The sequence below is a fragment of the Pseudoalteromonas sp. PAB 2.2 genome, assembly GCF_001938575.1.
GTDB classification, from domain to species: Bacteria; Pseudomonadota; Gammaproteobacteria; order Enterobacterales; family Alteromonadaceae; genus Pseudoalteromonas; species Pseudoalteromonas lipolytica.
In genome coordinates, this window is sequence record NZ_LYPI01000007.1 from 367,287 (window position 1) to 385,739 (window position 18,453).

The following is an 18,453-nucleotide window of genomic DNA, read 5'->3' on the forward strand; positions in this document are numbered from 1 at the left end:
ATAGGCTAATTCGCAATTATCGATAGTAATAAAAAAGAGTTGTTATGAAAAAGTTTTTGGCTATGTCAATTTTGGCCGCATGCTCTAGCAGTGTGTTTGCAGATGTAAACTATTCACTGGCGATCACTGAACCTGAACATCATCTAGGTAATGTTAGTGTGGAGTTTCCTGAGACAGCCCAAGCGCATTTAGACGTAAAACTTCCGGCATGGCGTACTGGACGCTACGAAATTTTAAACCTTGCGAATGGGGTACGTTTTTTCGATGCGAAAGATGATGATGGTAAGCCGTTAAAATGGGAAAAAATTGACCACAGCACATGGCGTGTTCATTTAAATGAGCCAACACACGTAAATATTGATTATCAAGTCTATGCCAATGAACTAGGTAAACGCGCGCGTCACATCGATGACAGCCATGCGTTTATTGATGCATCGGGCTTTTTCATGTTCAGTGAATCATTTCGCCAAGACCCTGTGACGGTAAAGCTTGATGTGCCTAAAGCATGGCGCTCTGTTTCGGGTATGGAAAATGCAGGTTCAAAACACAGTTTTAAAGCGGCTGATTACGATATTTTGGTCGACTCGCCAATTGAAACAGGCATTAACGAGTTACATAAATTCACGGTGGATGGCCGAGACTACGAGCTGGTTATTTGGGGCGACGGTAACTACGACGTTGAGCAAATGCTAACGGACCTTAAAAAACTAGTGGCTACAGGTAATGTAATTTGGGATAGCTATCCGTATGAGCGTTATGTATTTATGGTACATGCAACGTCTGGTGCAGGGGGAGCTACAGAGCATTTAAATTCAACAATTATTCAGCGCCCACGTGACCGTTTTGGCTCTCGTAAAGACTACTTAGCGTTCATTAGTACTGCTGCCCATGAGTTTATTCATACATGGAATGTAAAGGCGTATCGTCCGAAAGGAATCGCTCCTTACGATTACACAAATATTAACTACGCGAAAACACTGTGGATTGCAGAGGGTTCTACAAGTTACTTTGAAGATCATTTGTTAGTGCGTTCTGGTATTGCAAAAACGGATGAGTTTTTTGATACCCTAACTAAAACTATTAACCGCCACTTGCAAACCCCAGGTCGTGAAGTACAAAGCGCCGCTGAAACCAGCTTTGATAAGTGGATCAATCAAGGTGGTGACCATGCTCGCAACTACAGCACTAATATCTACCTTGAAGGCTCGTTAATTTCAATGGCACTTGATATCGACTTGCTAGAAAAAAGTGATGGCAAAATCAGTTATCGTGATGTGCACCGTGCGCTTTACAATAAGCATCGTTTGCCAGATGGTTTTACACCTGATGATGTCAAAGCCATTTTAAAAGAGCTAACGGGTCGTGATTACAGCGCATGGTGGCAAGCTAATGTGGATGAGCCAGCAGCCATTGATTTTGATGCCTTACTAGCAAAAGTTGGCTTAGGTTTGACTCGCCCTGAAGGCGCAAAATCAGTACCGAGTATTGATTCATTCGCTAAAAATAGCGGTGAGTTACTAACACTTACACATGTTCGTCGTGGTGGTACAGCATGGCAAGCAGGTTTAACAACAGACGATAAAATCGTTGCCTTCAACAAAAAGCATGTTGGCAAAGACTTAAAAGCAAGCTTAGAAACGTTTAAAGCGGGCGACACAGTGACTGTTGACTTTATCCGCCGTGATGCGCTGCAAACCACAACGCTCAAACTTGGCGAAGACTTTGATAAAGAGAAAAAAGTAACAGCATTAAAAGATGCTACACCTGCTCAAATGGCGTTGTTTAAAGCATGGATGGGTGTTGACCACCCAAACCAAGCTAAGTAAACATTTAATGATTTTTGATTGGTAAGAGAGGAGCTGCGGCTCCTTTCTTTTTGTCGGGTGTTTGTTGGGCTTTTACAAACTGTTTGGTGTATTTTGCGTTTAAAATTGTACTGTGGATCTGCTGCTTTTTACGTCGCCAAAATGACTTTTTAACCTGACAAGACCTATCACGAATATCGCTTTGCGCACTGTCAGGTTGTATAACAGGGTAAGGCAGGAGTGAAAAGCCATAAACGCCGGTTTCCCACACGTGTTGCAAATCGCAGTCTACAGGGCGCGCAAATGTGTCTGTGGCCTTAATCAGTGCTTTAGCCCCCGCTAAGCTAATAGCCGTTGCGCAGCAGCCAGACATGAGTTTTTTATGAATTGCTAAGTGCTGATCATCTGCAAGCGGTTTTGCGTATGCAATGTCACGATTGCGATTTTTATATGCGGCCAATTTAATGAGTTGCCATGGCTGTTTTAAGTGATTGATGTTCTCAATAGCACTGTGAATTGAGCGGTCGAGCACAAAATCATCTTCTAAAATAATGGCGTAGTCGAGTTGCCTATCGACGATTGTTTGCCATGCTTTTCGATGACTCAGGTAACAGCCTATTTCACCTCGACTTAAAGGTTTGTGGTACTTTTTAAGGTTTAAACGGGCATTGTAATGCTTGGCGATATCTGCGTCTGTTAATGTTTTACCATCGACAGCATCAATGCGCTCAAATGCTAAGTTCTGTGCATTAAGCTCATCGCTTACGCGGTTTAGACGCTCTATTGAGCTTGCTAAGTTAATTACAAAAATAGGGGGCATTATGCTTACCTGATGGTCGTTTTAATCAGGCTAACAAGCTTTAATGACGCTTGGGTGTCAGCATTATTTCGTTTTTATGTCAGAGCGAGGGGTATTTAAAATCGCACACTTTTCTTTTTCAGATAAAATGATCCAATCAAAAATTTCATCATTCGTTCGGCCACACCCAGTGCAGTAGCCATTAAGTCGATGGCATTGCCCAATGCAGTCAGTTTTATATGTGGATTTTGGCTTTTTAGAGTCTGTCATGCGAGTTAAATGTTAAGGCCACAACAATGTGGCCTTAATGCATTCGATAGGTTATTTACCTGCAACAGGCTTACCAATTTCAAGAGTGGTTGACCAAGGCTGTTTTCGCGATAATGTTTTACCCGAATGAATAGAAATAACGGGGGTATTTTCATCAAGCACAAACGTTGTACGCAGTGATTCTGCAGACTCTTTTTGGGTTTGATGCCAGTTATTATCTGCTAAACAAGCTTGGGTGAAATTGACTGCTCGAGTATGATCTGCAACCGCTTGCTGTTGTTGCGCATAGTTACCTACACAACGATACGTGACATTGTCATTATCAAGCGCTGTAATTTGGCAGTTGTCGGAAATTAGGTTGTATTTTGCTGTCCATGTTTCCATGTATTTTGTGTTCACACGGCTGCGTTTTAAGCCTTCAAAGCGATTGTCGTATGCGCCTAAAAGTGCATTAATCTTCTCGCAAGGTGTCAAATTATCTATGGCGGCTTGTTGCTCGGTCGTAAGGCCAGTACAACCTGTTAAAACAAGGCCAAAAAGTAAGGCGGCGAGTGGCTTTTTCATATCAGGCTATCCTTTTAAATAGCAGTTCCTTTAACGTTTCCTAAAGGATACCTAAGCCCTTGTAAAAATGCTAATAAAGATTTATTGGCGGGGGTTTTTGTGATGACAAATTGCCCCATAAATAAGGGGCAATTGAATAACATTATTATACATACGCGTATTTATAACGTTGTTTTACCTAAAATATTCGTTACGTTAACTGAACCTGAGCCATCGCTAAGTAGTTCAAAGTTAGCTGCTTTATCAACACGAATGCTGCCAGAACCGTCTGAAATAACCACATCACCTGCGATATCGTTTAAGTCGATGCCACCAGAGCCGTCGTGAACATTTATATTACCTTGGGTGTGTGCGACATCAATGTTGCCAGAACCATCGTGAATTTTAATATCACGACTGACGTTTCTTACGTTAATGCTGCCAGAGCCATCATTGATTTCAAGTGTGCCTTGAATGTCGATTGCCTCAATGGAACCTGAACCATCGTTGATCACGGTGTTAGCAGCTTTGCGAATAATAATTTCGCCAGAGCCGTCGTGCACGTTGACATTAAATGAACGTGGAATACTGACGGTTAAATCAATGCGTGTTTGTTTATTCGTGTGGTAGTCACATTGGCCAGCAGAAAGCTCTGCATTACTGCCTTTAGCCTCAAGTCCTAAGCAGTATTCATCGTGAGGCTGATCTTGGTAAATTTCGGCTTTTACGGTTACTTCATCAGTGTCACTGCCTGTTATGTGTAAAAAACCTGAACCGGCTTCTACTTTTAGAGCGCTTAGTGATTTTGCGCTTAGTGTCAGGTTTTTAGTGTTTTGTAGTGGCATATCGCCCCACGCGAATGTTTGCGCTGATAACAAACCTACGGCAATGAGTGATAACGTTTTAACTGTGCTCAACATGACTTTCCCTTTTATATGTATGGTGTTGTTAGCTTAGTCGTAAACGTGGAGGAGAAAGGTTTAAATGGGTTTAAAATTTTTTATGTAATAGCTTAAGATGCGCCTTTTTTAGCGGCATCTTAAGCTTTTAATGTTACTTATGGCGGCCTTGTAAACAGCTCACGACATCAGCCAGTGAAAGGCCTTGACGCTGTAATAACACGGTTAAGTGATACAGTAAGTCAGCCGATTCATTGGTTAATTCATCGTTGTCATGCTTCATGGCTGCCAGTGCTACTTCAACACCTTCTTCACCGACTTTTTGGCAACTACGGCTTAAGTCTTTTGAAAATAAAGACGCTGTGTAGCTTTTACTTGGGTCATCGTCTTTGCGTGAAACAATCACTTGTTCAAGTTCAGCTAAAAAAGCTAGGCTGGGTTTAGCGTCATCACCAAAGCAGCTTTGCGTGCCTAAATGACAGGTTGGGCCTAATGGGTTTGCGAGTACTAAAATGGAATCGTAATCACAATCGGTGTGAACAGAGACGACTTCAAGGTAGTTTTCTGATGTTTCGCCTTTGGTCCACAAGCGCTGTTTTGAACGTGAGTAAAAGGTCACTTTTTGCTTGTCGAAGGTGGCGGCTAAGGCGTCCGCATTCATAAAACCTTGCATCAAAATAATCCCAGAGCGTGCGTCTTGCACAATGGCTGGGATCAATTCGCTTTTGGCAAAATCGACTTGAGTAAGGTTATCTTTGGTTAATTGCATAGTCGTGCCGCTATATTATTATCGATTAAAAATTGTTTTAGTTCGCCAATGTTAATGACGTTCTTATGAAATACGCTGGCAGCAAGTGCGCCGTCAACGTGGCTTTGCTGAAATACATCAACAAAGTCTTGCATTGTGCCGGCACCACCTGATGCAATTAGCGGAATGTCGCATAATGCGCGCATTTTAGAAAGCTGAACATTGTCGTAACCTTTACGCACACCATCTTGGTTCATGCAGTTTAACACGATTTCACCTGCGCCTAGGTCTTGCACACGCTTGACCCATTCTTCGGTTATGTATCGTGTACGGCTTGATGCATTAGGGTCACCCGTTAATTGGTACACTAAATATTCGCCAGTGGTTTCATCGTAAAAGCTATCAATGCCGACAACCACACATTGTTTACCAAACTCATCGTGTAATTCTTTGATAAGTTCAGGGCGTGCAATGGCAGGGCTGTTGATACTGATTTTATCTGCGCCGCGCTCTAGCACACGCGCTGCGTCGGCAACTGATTTAATGCCACCAGCCACACAAAATGGAATATCAATATGGCGGGCAATACTCTCAACCCAATTTACATCAAGTAGGCGTTTTTCGACACTGGCGCTAATCTCATAAAACACCAGTTCATCAGCACCTGCATCGCTGTATGCTTTTGCAAGTGTTAAAATATCACCAACCACTTCGTGGCTTTTAAACTTAACGCCTTTTACGACTTGGCCGTCTTTGACATCTAAGCAAGGAATTATGCGTTTTGATAACATGCTAACGCCTCCTCAACATTAAAGGCACCATCAAGCAATGACTTACCTAAGATAACCCCACCCACACCGAGTTTTTTAAGCTTGGCGATATCGTCAAGCGAGCTTACGCCGCCAGATGCTTGTACTTTTATTTGGCTATTGTGGTTTATTAAATCTTCATACAGTGCAAATGAAGGGCCTGTCATGGTGCCGTCTTTACTGATATCAGTACACAGAAAGTCAATGACGCCCAATGCTACGTAAAAATCAACAAGTTCAAATAATCCAAACTCAGATTCACTTAACCAACCGTGAGTGGCAGGAGCCCAGCCGTTTTCGGTTTTGTTTACATCAAGGGCAATCACGAAATGTTCGGCCCCAAACTTTTCAATCCATGCTTGGACTTGCTCGCGCTTTTCAACGGCCATTGAACCAATCACAACTTGGTTAGCTCCGGCTTTTAGCCAGTCGGCCACATCGTGTTCAGAGCGAATACCGCCGCCAACCTGATAAGGGACGTTTAATGCTTTGGTCGCGGTTTGAATATGTTGCCATTGCTTTTTGCTCGGGTCGCGTGCGCCCTCTAAATCAACAAGGTGCAGCTTACCTGCACCGCTGTTTGCGTACGCTTGTAAGCGTGCGCCTAGTTCGTATGGGTAAAATTGTGCTGTATCATACTTACCTTGGTATAAGCGCACAATTTGGTTTTGTAATACATCAAGTGCTGGAATAATCACGTTTTGGTCTCTTATTTTTGTGCTGCGCTTACAGCTGCCAATCTAAAAAGTTTTGTAATAATCGGGTGCCGACTTTGGCACTGCGCTCTGGGTGAAATTGCATGCCTGCATAGTTATCTTTTGCAACAATCGCAGAGAAAGTGTTTCCGTATTCACCACTGACAAGCGTGGCATCGTTGACGGTGTGAGCAAAGCTATGCACAAAGTAAACATGATCTTGCGCTGTTAAACCTTTAGTGAGCGCATGCTCTTTTAATACTGTTAGGTCGTTCCAGCCCATATGCGGTGATGTCAATGTACCTACATCAAGTTGCTTAACAATACCTGGGATTTTACCTAGGCAATCAACATTGCCTTCTTCGGTACTTTCGCAAAGTAATTGCATGCCTAAACAAATGCCCATAAGCGGACGCTGATATTCATCAATGGCCTGTTGCCAGCCACCGTCTTTTAGGCGCTTCATTGCCACAGAAGCATGGCCTACACCGGGTAAAATAGCACGTTCAAAGCCTTTTAGTTGCTCAGGTGAAGTGATCACTTCTGGATTTTGACCGAGTCGCTCAAACGCAAAACGCACCGAGTTGATATTGGCACAACCCGTATTAATTATGGCAATCATAAACACCCCTTCGAACTGGCAGTTTGTTGCGTGGCATCTTTTGCGATAGCAGCGCGCAGCGCTCTGGCAAAGGCTTTAAATAAGCCTTCTACTTGGTGATGACAGTTACCCTCGCTGACTGACAAAATCAGGCTCATTGCGGCGTTGTCACTTAAACTTTTAAAGAAATGCTCAACCATTTGCACATCTAAGTCGCCGACTTTTTCACGGCTAAAATCGGCATTTAACACAAACGATGCACGGCCCGATAAATCTATTTGCGCCTCGGCTTTACATTCATCCATCGGTAGTGCAAATCCATAACGGCCAATTTGCGTTTTTGTACCCAGCGCTTGTTTAAGTGCTAGCCCTAAGGCAATACCAATGTCTTCAACGAGGTGGTGTTCATCAATGTGTAAGTCGCCCGTGGCTTGAACATTAAGTCCGATATTGGCGTGGGTGCGAATTTGGTCAAGCATGTGATCAAAAAAGCCAAGGCCAGTACTAATGTCGCCATTTTTGGTTTGGTCTAAATTAACCTGCACATCGATTTGCGTTTCTTTGGTGTTGCGGGTTATGCGACCTTCACGGTTTTGTGTTGTTAGCTGAGTGACAATGGCATCCCAACTGCCGGTGTATAAAATGCCTTCGCAGCATAAGTTAGCAGCAAGACCTATATCTGTTTGGCGGTCACCGATGACAAATGAACGGGCTAAATCTACTTTGCCTGAGCGCATAAGTTCAGTCAGCAACCCTGTTTTAGGTTTACGGCAGTTGCAATTGTCTGCATCAAAGTGGGGGCAAATCAGTACTTCGTCAAATTTAATACCTTGGCTGTTGAGGATATTCATCATTTTGTCTTGCGCAATGTCAAAATCAGCCGTTGGGAAGCTATCTGTACCTAGTCCATCTTGGTTCGATACCATAACTAAGCGGTATCCCGCTGCTTGAAGTTGCAGTAGAGCAGGGATCACATTGGGTAAAAATACTAATTTCTCGAGGCTATCTACCTGTTTATCGGTGATTGGCTCTTCGATAATGGTGCCATCGCGGTCAATAAATAAATACGGGTTACTCATTATACTTCCTGTTCTACTGTGTTACTGGCAAGTGATAAACCATCTAGCCAAATTTTTACTTGTTCTAATTCTTGTTCATTACCGATTGAAATGCGCAGCCAATCATTTTCACCATAAAGAGTGAATGCGCGCATTACAAGACCTTGTGCCAATGCAATATTAAATGACTGTTTATCTTTTAGCTTTAAGGTTACAAAGTTACCTTCACCGCTAAGCACCTTAACCACGGCCGATGATTGTTCAAGCCAGCCTTTTAGTTTGGCTTTTAAACTATTTAATATAGTAACTTGGCGACGCATTGAGGCGATGTTATCGCTACTAAGTGCATCAGCCGCAATGCGTGCGACTACAGTTGATACTGGATAAGGCGCAATTACTTTACGGATCGGTGCCAGTAAATCACTGTTTGCAAGTGTGAAGCCTGTACGCAAACCTGCTAATGCAAACGCTTTAGATAAGGTTCTTAGCACCACAAGATTATTAAATTCATTAATTAAGCTTGCTGCAGTGTGTTCTGGACAAAACTCTATATAAGCTTCATCTACCACGACGATGGCTTTACCCGCAAGTTGTTGGGTAACCTTTCTGATCTTGTCTAGGCTCGTCATGCTGCCTGTTGGATTATTAGGATTACAAATGAAAACTAATTTCGAGTCAGCTATCGCAGCAACAATTTCATCCACCGTGCCTTTTAACAGTAACTCTTGGGTGAGACCGTTAATGCTCACGTTGTGAGTGTCGGCAGTGACTTTGTACATACCATAGGTTGGTAAAAATAGCGCGATACTGTCTTTTGCTGGGCGGCAAAATGTACGCACCAATAGCTCAATGCCTTCATCGGCACCGCGTGTCATCAGCACTTGCTCTGGCTCTAAGTTGGCATAACATGCGTAACGGTTAATAACCTGTGTTGGCTGTGGATCGGGGTAGCGATTTAAATCGGCCAAACTCACAGTAGGCGTGCGAGAGTAGGGACTTTCGTTGGCATTTAGCCACGTTGTTCCAGTCAGTTTCTCGCTCTTTGCTGAGCTATAAGCTGTTAGTGCTGCAATGTTGTCTGGCAACAGTGTGGTAAGTGTTGAGTTATCGCTCATTATTTAGTGCCTCAAGACGAATTGAAACAGCATTAGCGTGAGCATCAAGCCCTTCTGCTGCGGCCAAAGGTAAAATTGCTTTAGATAATTCACGTAACCCATTTTTGCTAATGGTTTGTACTGTGTAAGTTCTAAAAAAGTCCAGTAAGTTTAAGCTCGAATAGGTGGCACTGTAACCATACGTTGGTAGTACGTGGTTAGTACCTGACGCATAATCGCCTGCAGATTCCGGCGTATAGTCGCCCACAAAGACAGAGCCAGCATTTTTAACTAAGCCTAAATAAGGCTGAGCATCAGCAAGTTGTAAAATTAGGTGTTCAGGACCATATTGTGCTGATACTTCAAATGCCTGCTCAATAGAGTCGACTAAAATCAAGCTTGAATTTGCAAGGGCTTGTTCAGCGGTTTCTTTGCGGCTTAATTTTGCAAGCTGCGTTGTTAATGCTTGCTGCGTAAGTTCAATAATGCGCTCACTATTACACAGTAAGATTACTTGTGAATCAGCACCGTGTTCTGCCTGCGATAATAAATCGGCAGCAATAAATTCAGGATTTGCACGTTCATCAGCAATCACCAGTACCTCAGAAGGACCTGCAGGCATATCAATTGCCATGCCCGGAATCGTCTGGGCGACAAGCTGTTTTGCCATTGTCACAAAACTGTTGCCTGGGCCAAATACTTTATTGACCTTCGGTACAGACTCAGTGCCGTAAGCCATCGCTGCAATTGCCCCTGCGCCGCCACTTTCAACAATTGTTTTAATACCGCATAGCTTAGCTGCATAGAGAATTGCAGGGTTAATGCTTTCATCGCCCTTAACAGGTGTTGCAAGCACAACAGTTTTTGCACCGCTTAATTGTGCAAGGACACCTTGCATAATAACCGACGAAGGTAATGGCGCACTGCCACCGGGTACGTATATACCCACTGCTTCAATCGCTTGGTATTTAAGCTCACATAACACCCCAGGTTGAGTTGTTAGTTTAATGTCTTTTGGTAATTGTGCTTGGTGAAAGCGTTTTACATTAGCGTAAGCTGTTTCAATCGCGGCTTTTAATTCGCTCGATAAAAACTGTTCTGCTTGATCAATTTCTTCAACGGGCACTAATAAACGCGGTGTTTCGCGCTTATCAAATTGTTTTGCCATGTTTAAAAGCGCAGCGTCACCTTGCTCTTTGACTGCCGCTAAGATATCGATGCATATTGATTCGATCTCTTTGCTTGCCGTGACAGCAGGGCGGGTAAGTACCGCTTGCTGTGCGAGTTGGTTTTCCTCATTCCAGCGAAACATGGATACTTACTCCATCATTTTTTCAATTGGCATAACGAGGATCGAGTTTGCACCGAGTGCCTTCAACTCTTCCATCGTTTCCCAGAATAAGGTTTCGCTGCTCACCATGTGCAGTGCCACATAATCATCACTACCGGCTAAAGCAAGTAATGTTGGTTGACCTGTGCCAGGCAGTAAATCACACACTTCATCGAGTTTTGCTTTTGGCGCGTGTAGCATGATGTACTTACTTTCTTTAGCTTGGCGTACACCCCGTAAACGCGGCATTAGGGTGTTGATTAAATCAAGTTTGCTTTGATCTGTCAGGTCTTTGTTTTGGATTAAACAGGCATTTGATTCGAGGATAGTATCGCCTTGCATTAAGCCGTTGGCTTCAAGTGTTGCACCGGTAGACACTAAATCACAGATTGCATCGGCAAGGCCTGCACGCGGGGCCACTTCTACAGAGCCTGTTAGCATAACTGTGCTTGCGTTGATGCCTTCACGTTTTAGATATTGACCTAGAATTTCAGGGTAGGTAGTGGCAATGCGCTTGCCTTCAAACCAGCTCTTCTTTTGCACACCTAGCTCTTGTGGCCAAGCCAGTGCTAAGCGGCAATAGCCGAAATCAAGTTTTGACAGTTTATTTACTTCAAATGCAGCGCCTTGGCGCTCGCGCTCGGCTTGTACTTCAACAAGTACGTTTTCGCCAACGATACCTAAGTCACACACACCGTCCATAACTAGGCCTGGAATATCGTCATCACGTACACGAAGTACATCAATGGGCATGTTAGTAGAGTGTGCTATTAGGCGTTGTTCACGAAGATTCAATTTAACGCCTAGCTGTTTTAAAAGCTCTTGGCAGTCTTTTGATAGTCGGCCGCCTTTCTGGATGGCGATACGTAAACGGTTATTATTACTCATTATTCATTTTCCTTTAATTCAAAAACTAAAAACCCCGAGGAAACCTCAGGGCGAAAATAAATAATGTGGTTGATTACTCGCCAGAGGTTCCTTTTAGGAATAACCTCTCAGCGAAAAACCTGACAGGCTATTCCGGTGAATGATGGTGATGATGGATAGTTGTCAAGTTGAAGCGCATAATCTTTCCTGTGTTGCACTCGTTTGTGTAAACCAGTGCGTTAATCTGTTTAAATAATTTACGTATATAGATAAACATGTTTTTAATATTTTTGGCAAGCACTTTTTTTTGCAATTAAAGAATATGCTATAACGGTCGATAATAAGTGGATGGGTAGGAGGTACAAATGGATATCATGATCCCCTTTTTAGGACGCATCACGCGTTTACAACTTGAGAGTAAAGGTGCATTCCACATTGCGGGTGTAAAAGATGCGAACGTGCAGAGAATTGAACTCGAAAAGCGGCAAAAACGCGAAATTGAACGGCGTAAAAAAGCAGCCGAAAGTGCTAATAAAAGTGCTGATAAAAATGATAAAGATATTATCGAAGAAGGTGAAGACGGCAATAAGCACCTCGATACATGGGCTTAATGCTTAAGAAAATAAAATTATTTTTATCTCGTTTTCTAGCACTTTGTGCTAGGTTTGTAGAGTAAAATTAATTTTCAGATTCAAGGCGATATTATGGATAAGCCAGCAGTACCATTTAGTGAAAAAGCGCGCCTTGAAGAGCTTCGTGCACTCGAAATTTTAGATACCCCAAATGATCCAGCGCTGGATAGAATAACGCGCCTTGTTCAGCAGTTCTTTTCGGTCCCTATTTGTTTAATCAGTCTTGTTGATGAACACCGGCAGTGGTTCAAGTCATGCATTGGGGTCAGCGTAAAACAAACACCGCGTGATATCTCTTTTTGTGCCCATGCGATTTTAGATAATGGTCCATTGGTCGTCTGTGATGCATTGCTAGACCCTAGGTTTGCTGATAATCCCTTGGTGACAGGTGAGCCCAATATCCGTTTTTATGCCGGCAGCCCTATTACATTGCAGTCAGGCAATCGTATTGGCACTTTATGCATAATTGACCATCAGCCTCGATCGTTCACCCAAGAACAAGCGAATGTGTTAAAAGACTTTACCGCCATTATTGAACGAGAGCTTGCAGTGATGCAATTGGCAACAACTGATGAGTTAACATTATTGCCTAATCGACGAAGTTTCAGCAGTACGGCTGAGCGTTATTTAGATTTATGTATCAGACAAAATTTAAAAGCGAAGTTGGTCTTTATTGATCTCGATAATTTTAAACCGATTAACGATACGTTTGGTCATGCTACTGGCGATGAGGTATTGAAAGGCTTCGCCAATGTTCTAGCATCGTGTTGCAGAAAAGCAGATTTGTTTGCCCGATTGAGTGGCGATGAATTTGTTATTTTGTTTACTGATTTGAGTACCCAAGAATGCGAAGTCATTATGCAGCGATTAGCTGAATCATTTAGTGAATTGTCAGGCCAATTTAATCATAAAATTAACCTTAGTTTTTCGCATGGGATTGCCAATTTTTCAGGGCAAAAACCATGCTTACTGTCACACCTATTGGCGCTAGCAGATAGCCGAATGTACAAAACAAAAGTGATAAAAAAGAACCTATTAATACCAACCGAGTCAAATGTTTAACTTTTATTAGGTTCAACAATTAACTCAATTGGTATAACGCACATGCAGCGATACTATTTCTCAGTTACGTGTTTGGCAGATTGAATACTGCTTTGAATAAGTGGTGAAATAGTTAAGCCTTGCACAATAATAGAAAAAATGACGACGACGTAAGTCACAATGACAATTAAATCATGAAGGTCTGAGCCCGCAATCATTACTTGGTCGCGAGGTATTGCCGCAGCCATTGCCAGTGCTAACCCGCCTCTTAAGCCACCCCATGTTAGAATCTTCACAGAATGTTTGTCGTATTGCCTATACTTCTTGAAGAACATAAATGGCGTCCCCACGCTGATAAAACGCGCAAGTAGTACAACAGGTACCATGAGTAAGCCAAGACCAATTTCTTGAATGGTGATAGGCATAGTGACAATTAGCATACCGATAATCAAAAATAGTAAGGCATTTAAGAAACTGTCGGTTGCATGCCAAAAGTCTTTTACATAGCGAGTATCTTCAGGACCGGTTCGTTCAGTCGCTTTTGAGCGGGTAATATTACCCAACAAAATACCACTTGTGACCATTGCCAGAGCACCTGATATTTCCCAAATGTTAGCAGCTGCAAAGCCCGCAGTAGGAATGGTGAGTGTTAGTAATAAGCGAATATTAACATCGCGGCTATTAATGATTAAAAAGTGCCCGACTAATGCGATTACTAAACCAAACACAATGCCGCCGATTGCATCGACTAAAAATAACTCTGCTACGTCAGTAAACGTTGCCTCTGTACCATAAAAAGCCACCGAGAAAATAGTGGTAAAGATCACCAAACCAATACCATCATTAAACAAAGACTCACCTTCCACTTGCACAGAAATACCTTCTGGGGCTCGCATTTGTTTAATAATGGCTAACACGGCAATAGGGTCAGTAGGGCTAATTAATGCTCCAAATAACAAACAGTAAATGAAAGGGACAGGCCAGCCCACAAAAGCAAATAAATAATAGCTCAAGTACCCTACAATCACGGTTGAAGTAATGGTTGAAAATAGCACTAATGCGGTTATTTCCCACCGCTGTTTACGCAGCGCTGCTAAATTAATTTCAAGCGCACCTGCAAACAGCAAAAACCCTAGCATGCCCTTTAACAATAACTGATTAAAGTTAATACTTGAAACCACCTGAGTCATTTCGAGGGCTGTGGAATCACCGAGCATTTTAACGGCGAGAATAAGGAGTAAAGAAATAACAACAGAGCCTGTTGTTATAGCAATTGTTGTTTGCATTTTGAGGATGAACTGGTTAGCAAAAGCAATAAAAATAGCTAATGCTGAAAGAAAACAAATGAGGTACCAAGCATTCATTGTTTGACCTTAAATATTTTATAAACAAGACACAGAAAGCAGTCACTTTCTGGGCGCATATGGTACGCCTGTATCATACGTATGTCACAGTGTTTATGCGATTTTTATTAAATTTTAGAGTAAAAATTCAAGGTGCTGATTGCATTTGTATAATTGCTGTTAAAATTGTCTCAAAAGAGACAAATCCAACCTGTTGGAAAGTGCAATTATCATAAATTTAGCTAGGTCAATGTGAGTCTTTAAACGACGCAGACTCTTGTGTCGTGTTTATAGCACGAATAGGGTAAGGAATCACAATACCTTCTTGGGCGTAGCGTTTATGTAATGCTTTGATAAAAGCCGATTTCACCCAAAAACGATTAAAGTACTCTTTCACTCTTAGCATCACAGTAAAATTAATACTTGATTGATCAAAGGTGTGAAACACGACAAACGTGTCGTAGTCATCAATTCCCCATTCATGACTTTTTAGAACTTGCCTTGCTACATCAAGTGTTATTTGCTCGACCTTTTCAAGATCGGAACCATAATGTACCCCCACTTCCACTGGCACACTGAGCTCTTTTTCAGGGTAAAAATAATTGATGATTCGCGATTTAGACAACTGACTATTGGGGATCACTATCATGTTATTGGGCAACATTTTCACCCACGTTGATCGCCAGCCTATTTTTTCAACAAACCCTTGGTCACCACTCTCAAGCTCGATAAAGTCGCCGACTCTAATAGGTTTATCGATAACCAGTTGAACCCCAGAGAAAAAATTTTCTAATGTCGGCTGTAAGGCAAGAGCAACGGCGAGGGAAGTGATCCCTAGCGACGCGATAATAGGCGTGATTGAAATACCTAATGTGCCTAATAAAACCAGTAGTCCAACACTGACAATGGCACAGCGGATCACTCCTTTAATAATGCTGCGGCTGTTAGACACCACTAACGAGCGCGAACTGTAATAGTCAACGGTACCGAATAAGAAGTGATCTAAAAATAGCACTAAAGCAAAAATTAATATTGATTTCGCAGTCGCTGCGATAGGAAGCGGGTAGTCAGTTAGAAAATCAGTCATGTTTAATAAATGACCAAAAATGATCACAAGCACCATCATTGTGCATAAAGTAAGTGGCGTGGAAATTGAGTCGACGAGCAAAGAGTCAAACACAAAGTCTGTGCGCTGGGTCCACGTTTTTAAACAGTAAATAATTATAAACTTTATTAAAAACAAGATAATAGTAGCTATAAATGTGCCACCAATTACGAGTAGCCATGGCTCGTTTACCCACACATTTTGTGCCAATTCAGAAAACATCTTCAATCCTTACGCCTGAAGTTCTTGCTGTCACCTGCAATATATGTACCTAGCTATTGAGGAGGAAAAACCTGCTGATATGGTTTTTATCAACAGAGCATACGAGTAATCAGTTGGTGAAAAAATAAAAGGTACAAATGTATAATTAATGTTATAAAAATGTATAAAATAATTTACAGCATACCGTTAATTGTTAACATTTCAGTTACCTTTAAATTTCCAATACATTGTAATATATGAACTTTATTTTTAGAGCTAATACTTTATTTGTAAATTTTTTGTTTCATTTTCATTTTTGCGTTTACCCATCTAGGCTGGTCACTAATCGGGAACATGTGCAGTCCGGTTACTAAAAAAACATTAAATACATAACAATCTAACGGAGCGTAAACGTGAATTTATCTAAAATCACACTAGCAACTCTTGCTGCTTTTGCTTTGACTCAAGCAACAAGTGCAGTAGCTGCGAATAAGCAATACTTAAATCAACAAATGGGGATTAACCAAGCTTTGCAAACTAATGCTGCATCGGTATTGATGGCAAGCCCTAATCAGTTAGTTGGTCTAGGTGCAGGGAATGATTTAGTTGTATTAAAAGAAATCAAAACAAATAACGGCCATACAACCCGTCGTTATCAGCAAATGTATCAAGGTCTACCTGTCATCGGCGACACGGTTAGCCTTACATTTGATAGTAATGGCCAGTTAAAACGCGCACATGGTGCGGCGGTGTATGATATTGCAGCAGATATTAGTTCAGTATCTCCTGTACTTAGCAAGAAAAAAGCCGTTGCTAAAGGGCTTGCAAATTCACCGGCAGCAATTAAATCGGTTGGCTTAAAAAAGCATAATGAACAGTCTCGTTTAGCTATTTGGTTAGATGAAAATAGTGTGGCACATCTGGTGTATGAAGTGTCTTATGTCACGTATGGCGATAACCCATCTCGTCCGTACCAAATTATTGATGCAAACAGCGGTGAAGTTTTATTTAGCTTTGATAACCTTCAACATGCCAGTGCAACAGGCCCTGGCGGAAATTTAAAAACGGGTAAGTATATTTATGGCACTGACTTTGACAGTCTAGATGTGGCTCAGTCGGGCAGCACTTGTACGATGGATAATGCCAATGTAAAAACCATTAATCTTAATGGTAGTACCAGTGGCTCAACGGCGTATTCGTTTACTTGTCCAGAAAATACATTTAAAGAAATCAATGGTGCGTATTCGCCATTAAACGACGCTCATTACTTTGGCAATGTTATTTTTAATATGTATAACGATTGGGTCGGCACAGCCCCCTTAACCTTCCAATTAAAAATGCGTGTTCACTACGGAAATAACTACGAAAACGCGTTTTGGGATGGAAGTGCGATGACCTTTGGCGATGGTCAAAACACGTTTTATCCTTTAGTCAGTCTTGATGTTTCAGCGCATGAAGTAAGTCATGGCTTTACCGAGCAAAACTCTGGTCTGGTGTATTCTGGTAAATCAGGTGGTTTGAATGAAGCTTTCTCTGATATGGCAGGTGAAGCCGCCGAATTTTATATGAAAGGCTCAAACGACTGGTTAGTTGGTCAAGAGATCTTTAAAGGCAATGGTGCGTTGCGCTATATGAATAATCCAACGCAAGATGGCAGCTCGATTGATCATCAGAATGACTATTACTCGGGTATGGATGTTCACTACAGCTCAGGTGTATTCAATAAGGCATTCTACAACCTTGCAACAACACCAGGTTGGGATACGCAAAAAGCCTTTGTGGTTATGGCTCGTGCGAACCAACTTTATTGGACTGCTAGCACAAACTGGGATCTTGCGGGTAACGGTGTTATGGATGCTGCCTGTGACTTAAGCTATGACCCCGCTGATGTTCAAGCTGCACTTGCGGCTGTGGGTGTAACGTCAAACCTCAGTGCAGGTAGCAGCTGTGGTGGCACAACAGAACCACCTACAGGCGATGAAGAACTAACAAATGGGATTGCTCGCACAGGCATAAGTGGTGCAGCAAAAGAGCAGCTGTTCTTTACCCTTGAAGTGCCTGACGATGCAACTAACTTGCAGTTTAATACTACAGGTGGCAGCGGCGATGCCGATCTGTATGTGATGTATGGTTCAAAACCAACACTTAGCAACTTCGATTGCAAAAGTACGTCATCTACGAGTACGGAAAGCTGTGCAATCAGTAATGTGCAAGCGGGTACTTACTTTGTGATGGTGGAAGCATGGAATCAAATTTCAGGTGTATCACTAACAGGAAGTTTTGATACGAGCACCGGGGGAGGTGCCACACCAATTAACCGTACTGAATCTAACGTGAGTGTTGCCTCAGGTGGGTGGACTCGTTTCACGCAAGACCTCGATGCGGGATACTCATCGCTTGATGTGACTATTTCGGGTGGATCAGGTGATGCGGATTTGTATGTTAACTTTGGTTCTCAATCTACTACGTCAAGCTATGATTGCCGCCCTTATAAAAACGGTAATAGCGAAACGTGTACATTCACAAATCCACAAGCGGGTACATGGTATATCGACCTTCGCGGCTACCGTGCTGCAAGCGGTGTAACACTGACCATTTCGGCTAACTAGCCTA

The 18,453-nt window shown here is 42.3% G+C and carries 18 protein-coding genes; 4 read left to right on the plus strand and 14 right to left on the minus strand.

Features of this window, described 5'->3' with window-relative positions:
• Positions 1–44: 44 nt before the first annotated feature.
• Positions 45–1,826 (plus strand): M61 family metallopeptidase, encoded by a 1,782-nt coding sequence (locus BWD47_RS02030; RefSeq protein WP_075593262.1) that lies wholly within the window; start codon positions 45–47, stop codon positions 1,824–1,826.
• A gap of 4 nt (positions 1,827–1,830) precedes the next feature.
• On the opposite strand, the gene BWD47_RS02035 is transcribed toward BWD47_RS02030, so the two are convergent.
• The 12 genes from BWD47_RS02035 to hisG all read right to left on the minus strand — a co-directional run bounded on the left by BWD47_RS02035 (position 1,831) and on the right by hisG (position 11,539).
• Positions 1,831–2,625 carry a glycosyltransferase family 25 protein gene (locus tag BWD47_RS02035; RefSeq protein ID WP_075593263.1) on the minus strand — a complete coding sequence of 265 codons (795 nt, stop codon included), beginning with the start codon at positions 2,623–2,625 and terminating at the stop codon, positions 1,831–1,833.
• Between the two features lie 63 nt (positions 2,626–2,688).
• On the minus strand, positions 2,689–2,874 hold the full coding sequence (locus tag BWD47_RS02040; protein WP_083633614.1) for a DUF1289 domain-containing protein: 186 nt from the start codon (positions 2,872–2,874) through the stop codon (positions 2,689–2,691).
• A gap of 51 nt (positions 2,875–2,925) precedes the next feature.
• Positions 2,926–3,438 (minus strand): hypothetical protein, encoded by a 513-nt coding sequence (locus BWD47_RS02045; RefSeq protein ID WP_075593264.1) that lies wholly within the window; start codon positions 3,436–3,438, stop codon positions 2,926–2,928.
• Between the two features lie 161 nt (positions 3,439–3,599).
• Complete coding sequence (locus BWD47_RS02050) at positions 3,600–4,337, minus strand: hypothetical protein (RefSeq protein ID WP_075593265.1); 738 nt, start codon at positions 4,335–4,337, stop codon at positions 3,600–3,602.
• Positions 4,338–4,470: 133 nt separating this feature from the next.
• Positions 4,471–5,085, minus strand: coding sequence for a bifunctional phosphoribosyl-AMP cyclohydrolase/phosphoribosyl-ATP diphosphatase HisIE (gene hisIE, locus BWD47_RS02055; protein ID WP_036971977.1), 615 nt, complete (start codon positions 5,083–5,085; stop codon positions 4,471–4,473).
• Positions 5,076–5,855, minus strand: coding sequence for an imidazole glycerol phosphate synthase subunit HisF (gene hisF, locus BWD47_RS02060; RefSeq protein WP_075593266.1), 780 nt, complete (start codon positions 5,853–5,855; stop codon positions 5,076–5,078). The genes hisIE and hisF overlap by 10 nt, the downstream gene beginning before the upstream one ends.
• Positions 5,837–6,571, minus strand: a complete 735-nt coding sequence (locus BWD47_RS02065) for a 1-(5-phosphoribosyl)-5-[(5-phosphoribosylamino)methylideneamino] imidazole-4-carboxamide isomerase (RefSeq protein ID WP_075593267.1) — start codon at positions 6,569–6,571, stop codon at positions 5,837–5,839. Before BWD47_RS02065 ends, hisF begins: the two co-directional genes overlap by 19 nt.
• Before the next feature lie 28 nt (positions 6,572–6,599).
• Entirely contained in the window at positions 6,600–7,190 is a 591-nt protein-coding gene (gene hisH, locus BWD47_RS02070) for an imidazole glycerol phosphate synthase subunit HisH (protein WP_036971972.1), read from the minus strand.
• Complete coding sequence (gene hisB / locus BWD47_RS02075; RefSeq protein WP_065979045.1) at positions 7,187–8,248, minus strand: bifunctional histidinol-phosphatase/imidazoleglycerol-phosphate dehydratase HisB; 1,062 nt, start codon at positions 8,246–8,248, stop codon at positions 7,187–7,189. Before hisB ends, hisH begins: the two co-directional genes overlap by 4 nt.
• Positions 8,248–9,342: a histidinol-phosphate transaminase gene (hisC, locus tag BWD47_RS02080; RefSeq protein ID WP_075593268.1), complete on the minus strand. Its 1,095-nt coding sequence runs from the start codon at positions 9,340–9,342 to the stop codon at positions 8,248–8,250. Before hisC ends, hisB begins: the two co-directional genes overlap by 1 nt.
• On the minus strand, positions 9,332–10,633 hold the full coding sequence (gene hisD, locus BWD47_RS02085; RefSeq protein WP_065979047.1) for a histidinol dehydrogenase: 1,302 nt from the start codon (positions 10,631–10,633) through the stop codon (positions 9,332–9,334). The genes hisC and hisD overlap by 11 nt, the downstream gene beginning before the upstream one ends.
• A 6-nt stretch (positions 10,634–10,639) precedes the next feature.
• The gene (hisG, locus tag BWD47_RS02090) at positions 10,640–11,539 is read right to left on the minus strand and encodes an ATP phosphoribosyltransferase (protein ID WP_036971963.1); all 900 of its coding nucleotides are present in this window, start codon (positions 11,537–11,539) and stop codon (positions 10,640–10,642) included.
• Positions 11,540–11,883: 344 nt separating this feature from the next.
• Between hisG and BWD47_RS02095 the strand changes: the two genes are divergently transcribed.
• Together BWD47_RS02095 and BWD47_RS02100 are read left to right on the plus strand one after the other, a co-directional pair.
• The gene (locus tag BWD47_RS02095) at positions 11,884–12,129 is read left to right on the plus strand and encodes a hypothetical protein (protein ID WP_036971961.1); all 246 of its coding nucleotides are present in this window, start codon (positions 11,884–11,886) and stop codon (positions 12,127–12,129) included.
• 93 nt (positions 12,130–12,222) lie between these two features.
• The gene (locus BWD47_RS02100) at positions 12,223–13,212 is read left to right on the plus strand and encodes a sensor domain-containing diguanylate cyclase (RefSeq protein WP_075593269.1); all 990 of its coding nucleotides are present in this window, start codon (positions 12,223–12,225) and stop codon (positions 13,210–13,212) included.
• Between the two features lie 53 nt (positions 13,213–13,265).
• Here the strand turns inward: BWD47_RS02100 and BWD47_RS02105 are convergent, their stop codons facing one another.
• Together BWD47_RS02105 and BWD47_RS02110 are read right to left on the minus strand one after the other, a co-directional pair.
• Complete coding sequence (locus tag BWD47_RS02105; protein WP_065979048.1) at positions 13,266–14,555, minus strand: sodium:proton antiporter; 1,290 nt, start codon at positions 14,553–14,555, stop codon at positions 13,266–13,268.
• 226 nt (positions 14,556–14,781) lie between these two features.
• On the minus strand, positions 14,782–15,861 hold the full coding sequence (locus BWD47_RS02110) for a mechanosensitive ion channel family protein (RefSeq protein WP_083633615.1): 1,080 nt from the start codon (positions 15,859–15,861) through the stop codon (positions 14,782–14,784).
• 392 nt (positions 15,862–16,253) lie between these two features.
• Between BWD47_RS02110 and BWD47_RS02115 the strand changes: the two genes are divergently transcribed.
• Entirely contained in the window at positions 16,254–18,449 is a 2,196-nt protein-coding gene (locus tag BWD47_RS02115; RefSeq protein ID WP_075593270.1) for a M4 family metallopeptidase, read from the plus strand.
• The last annotated feature ends 4 nt before the right edge of the window (positions 18,450–18,453 follow it).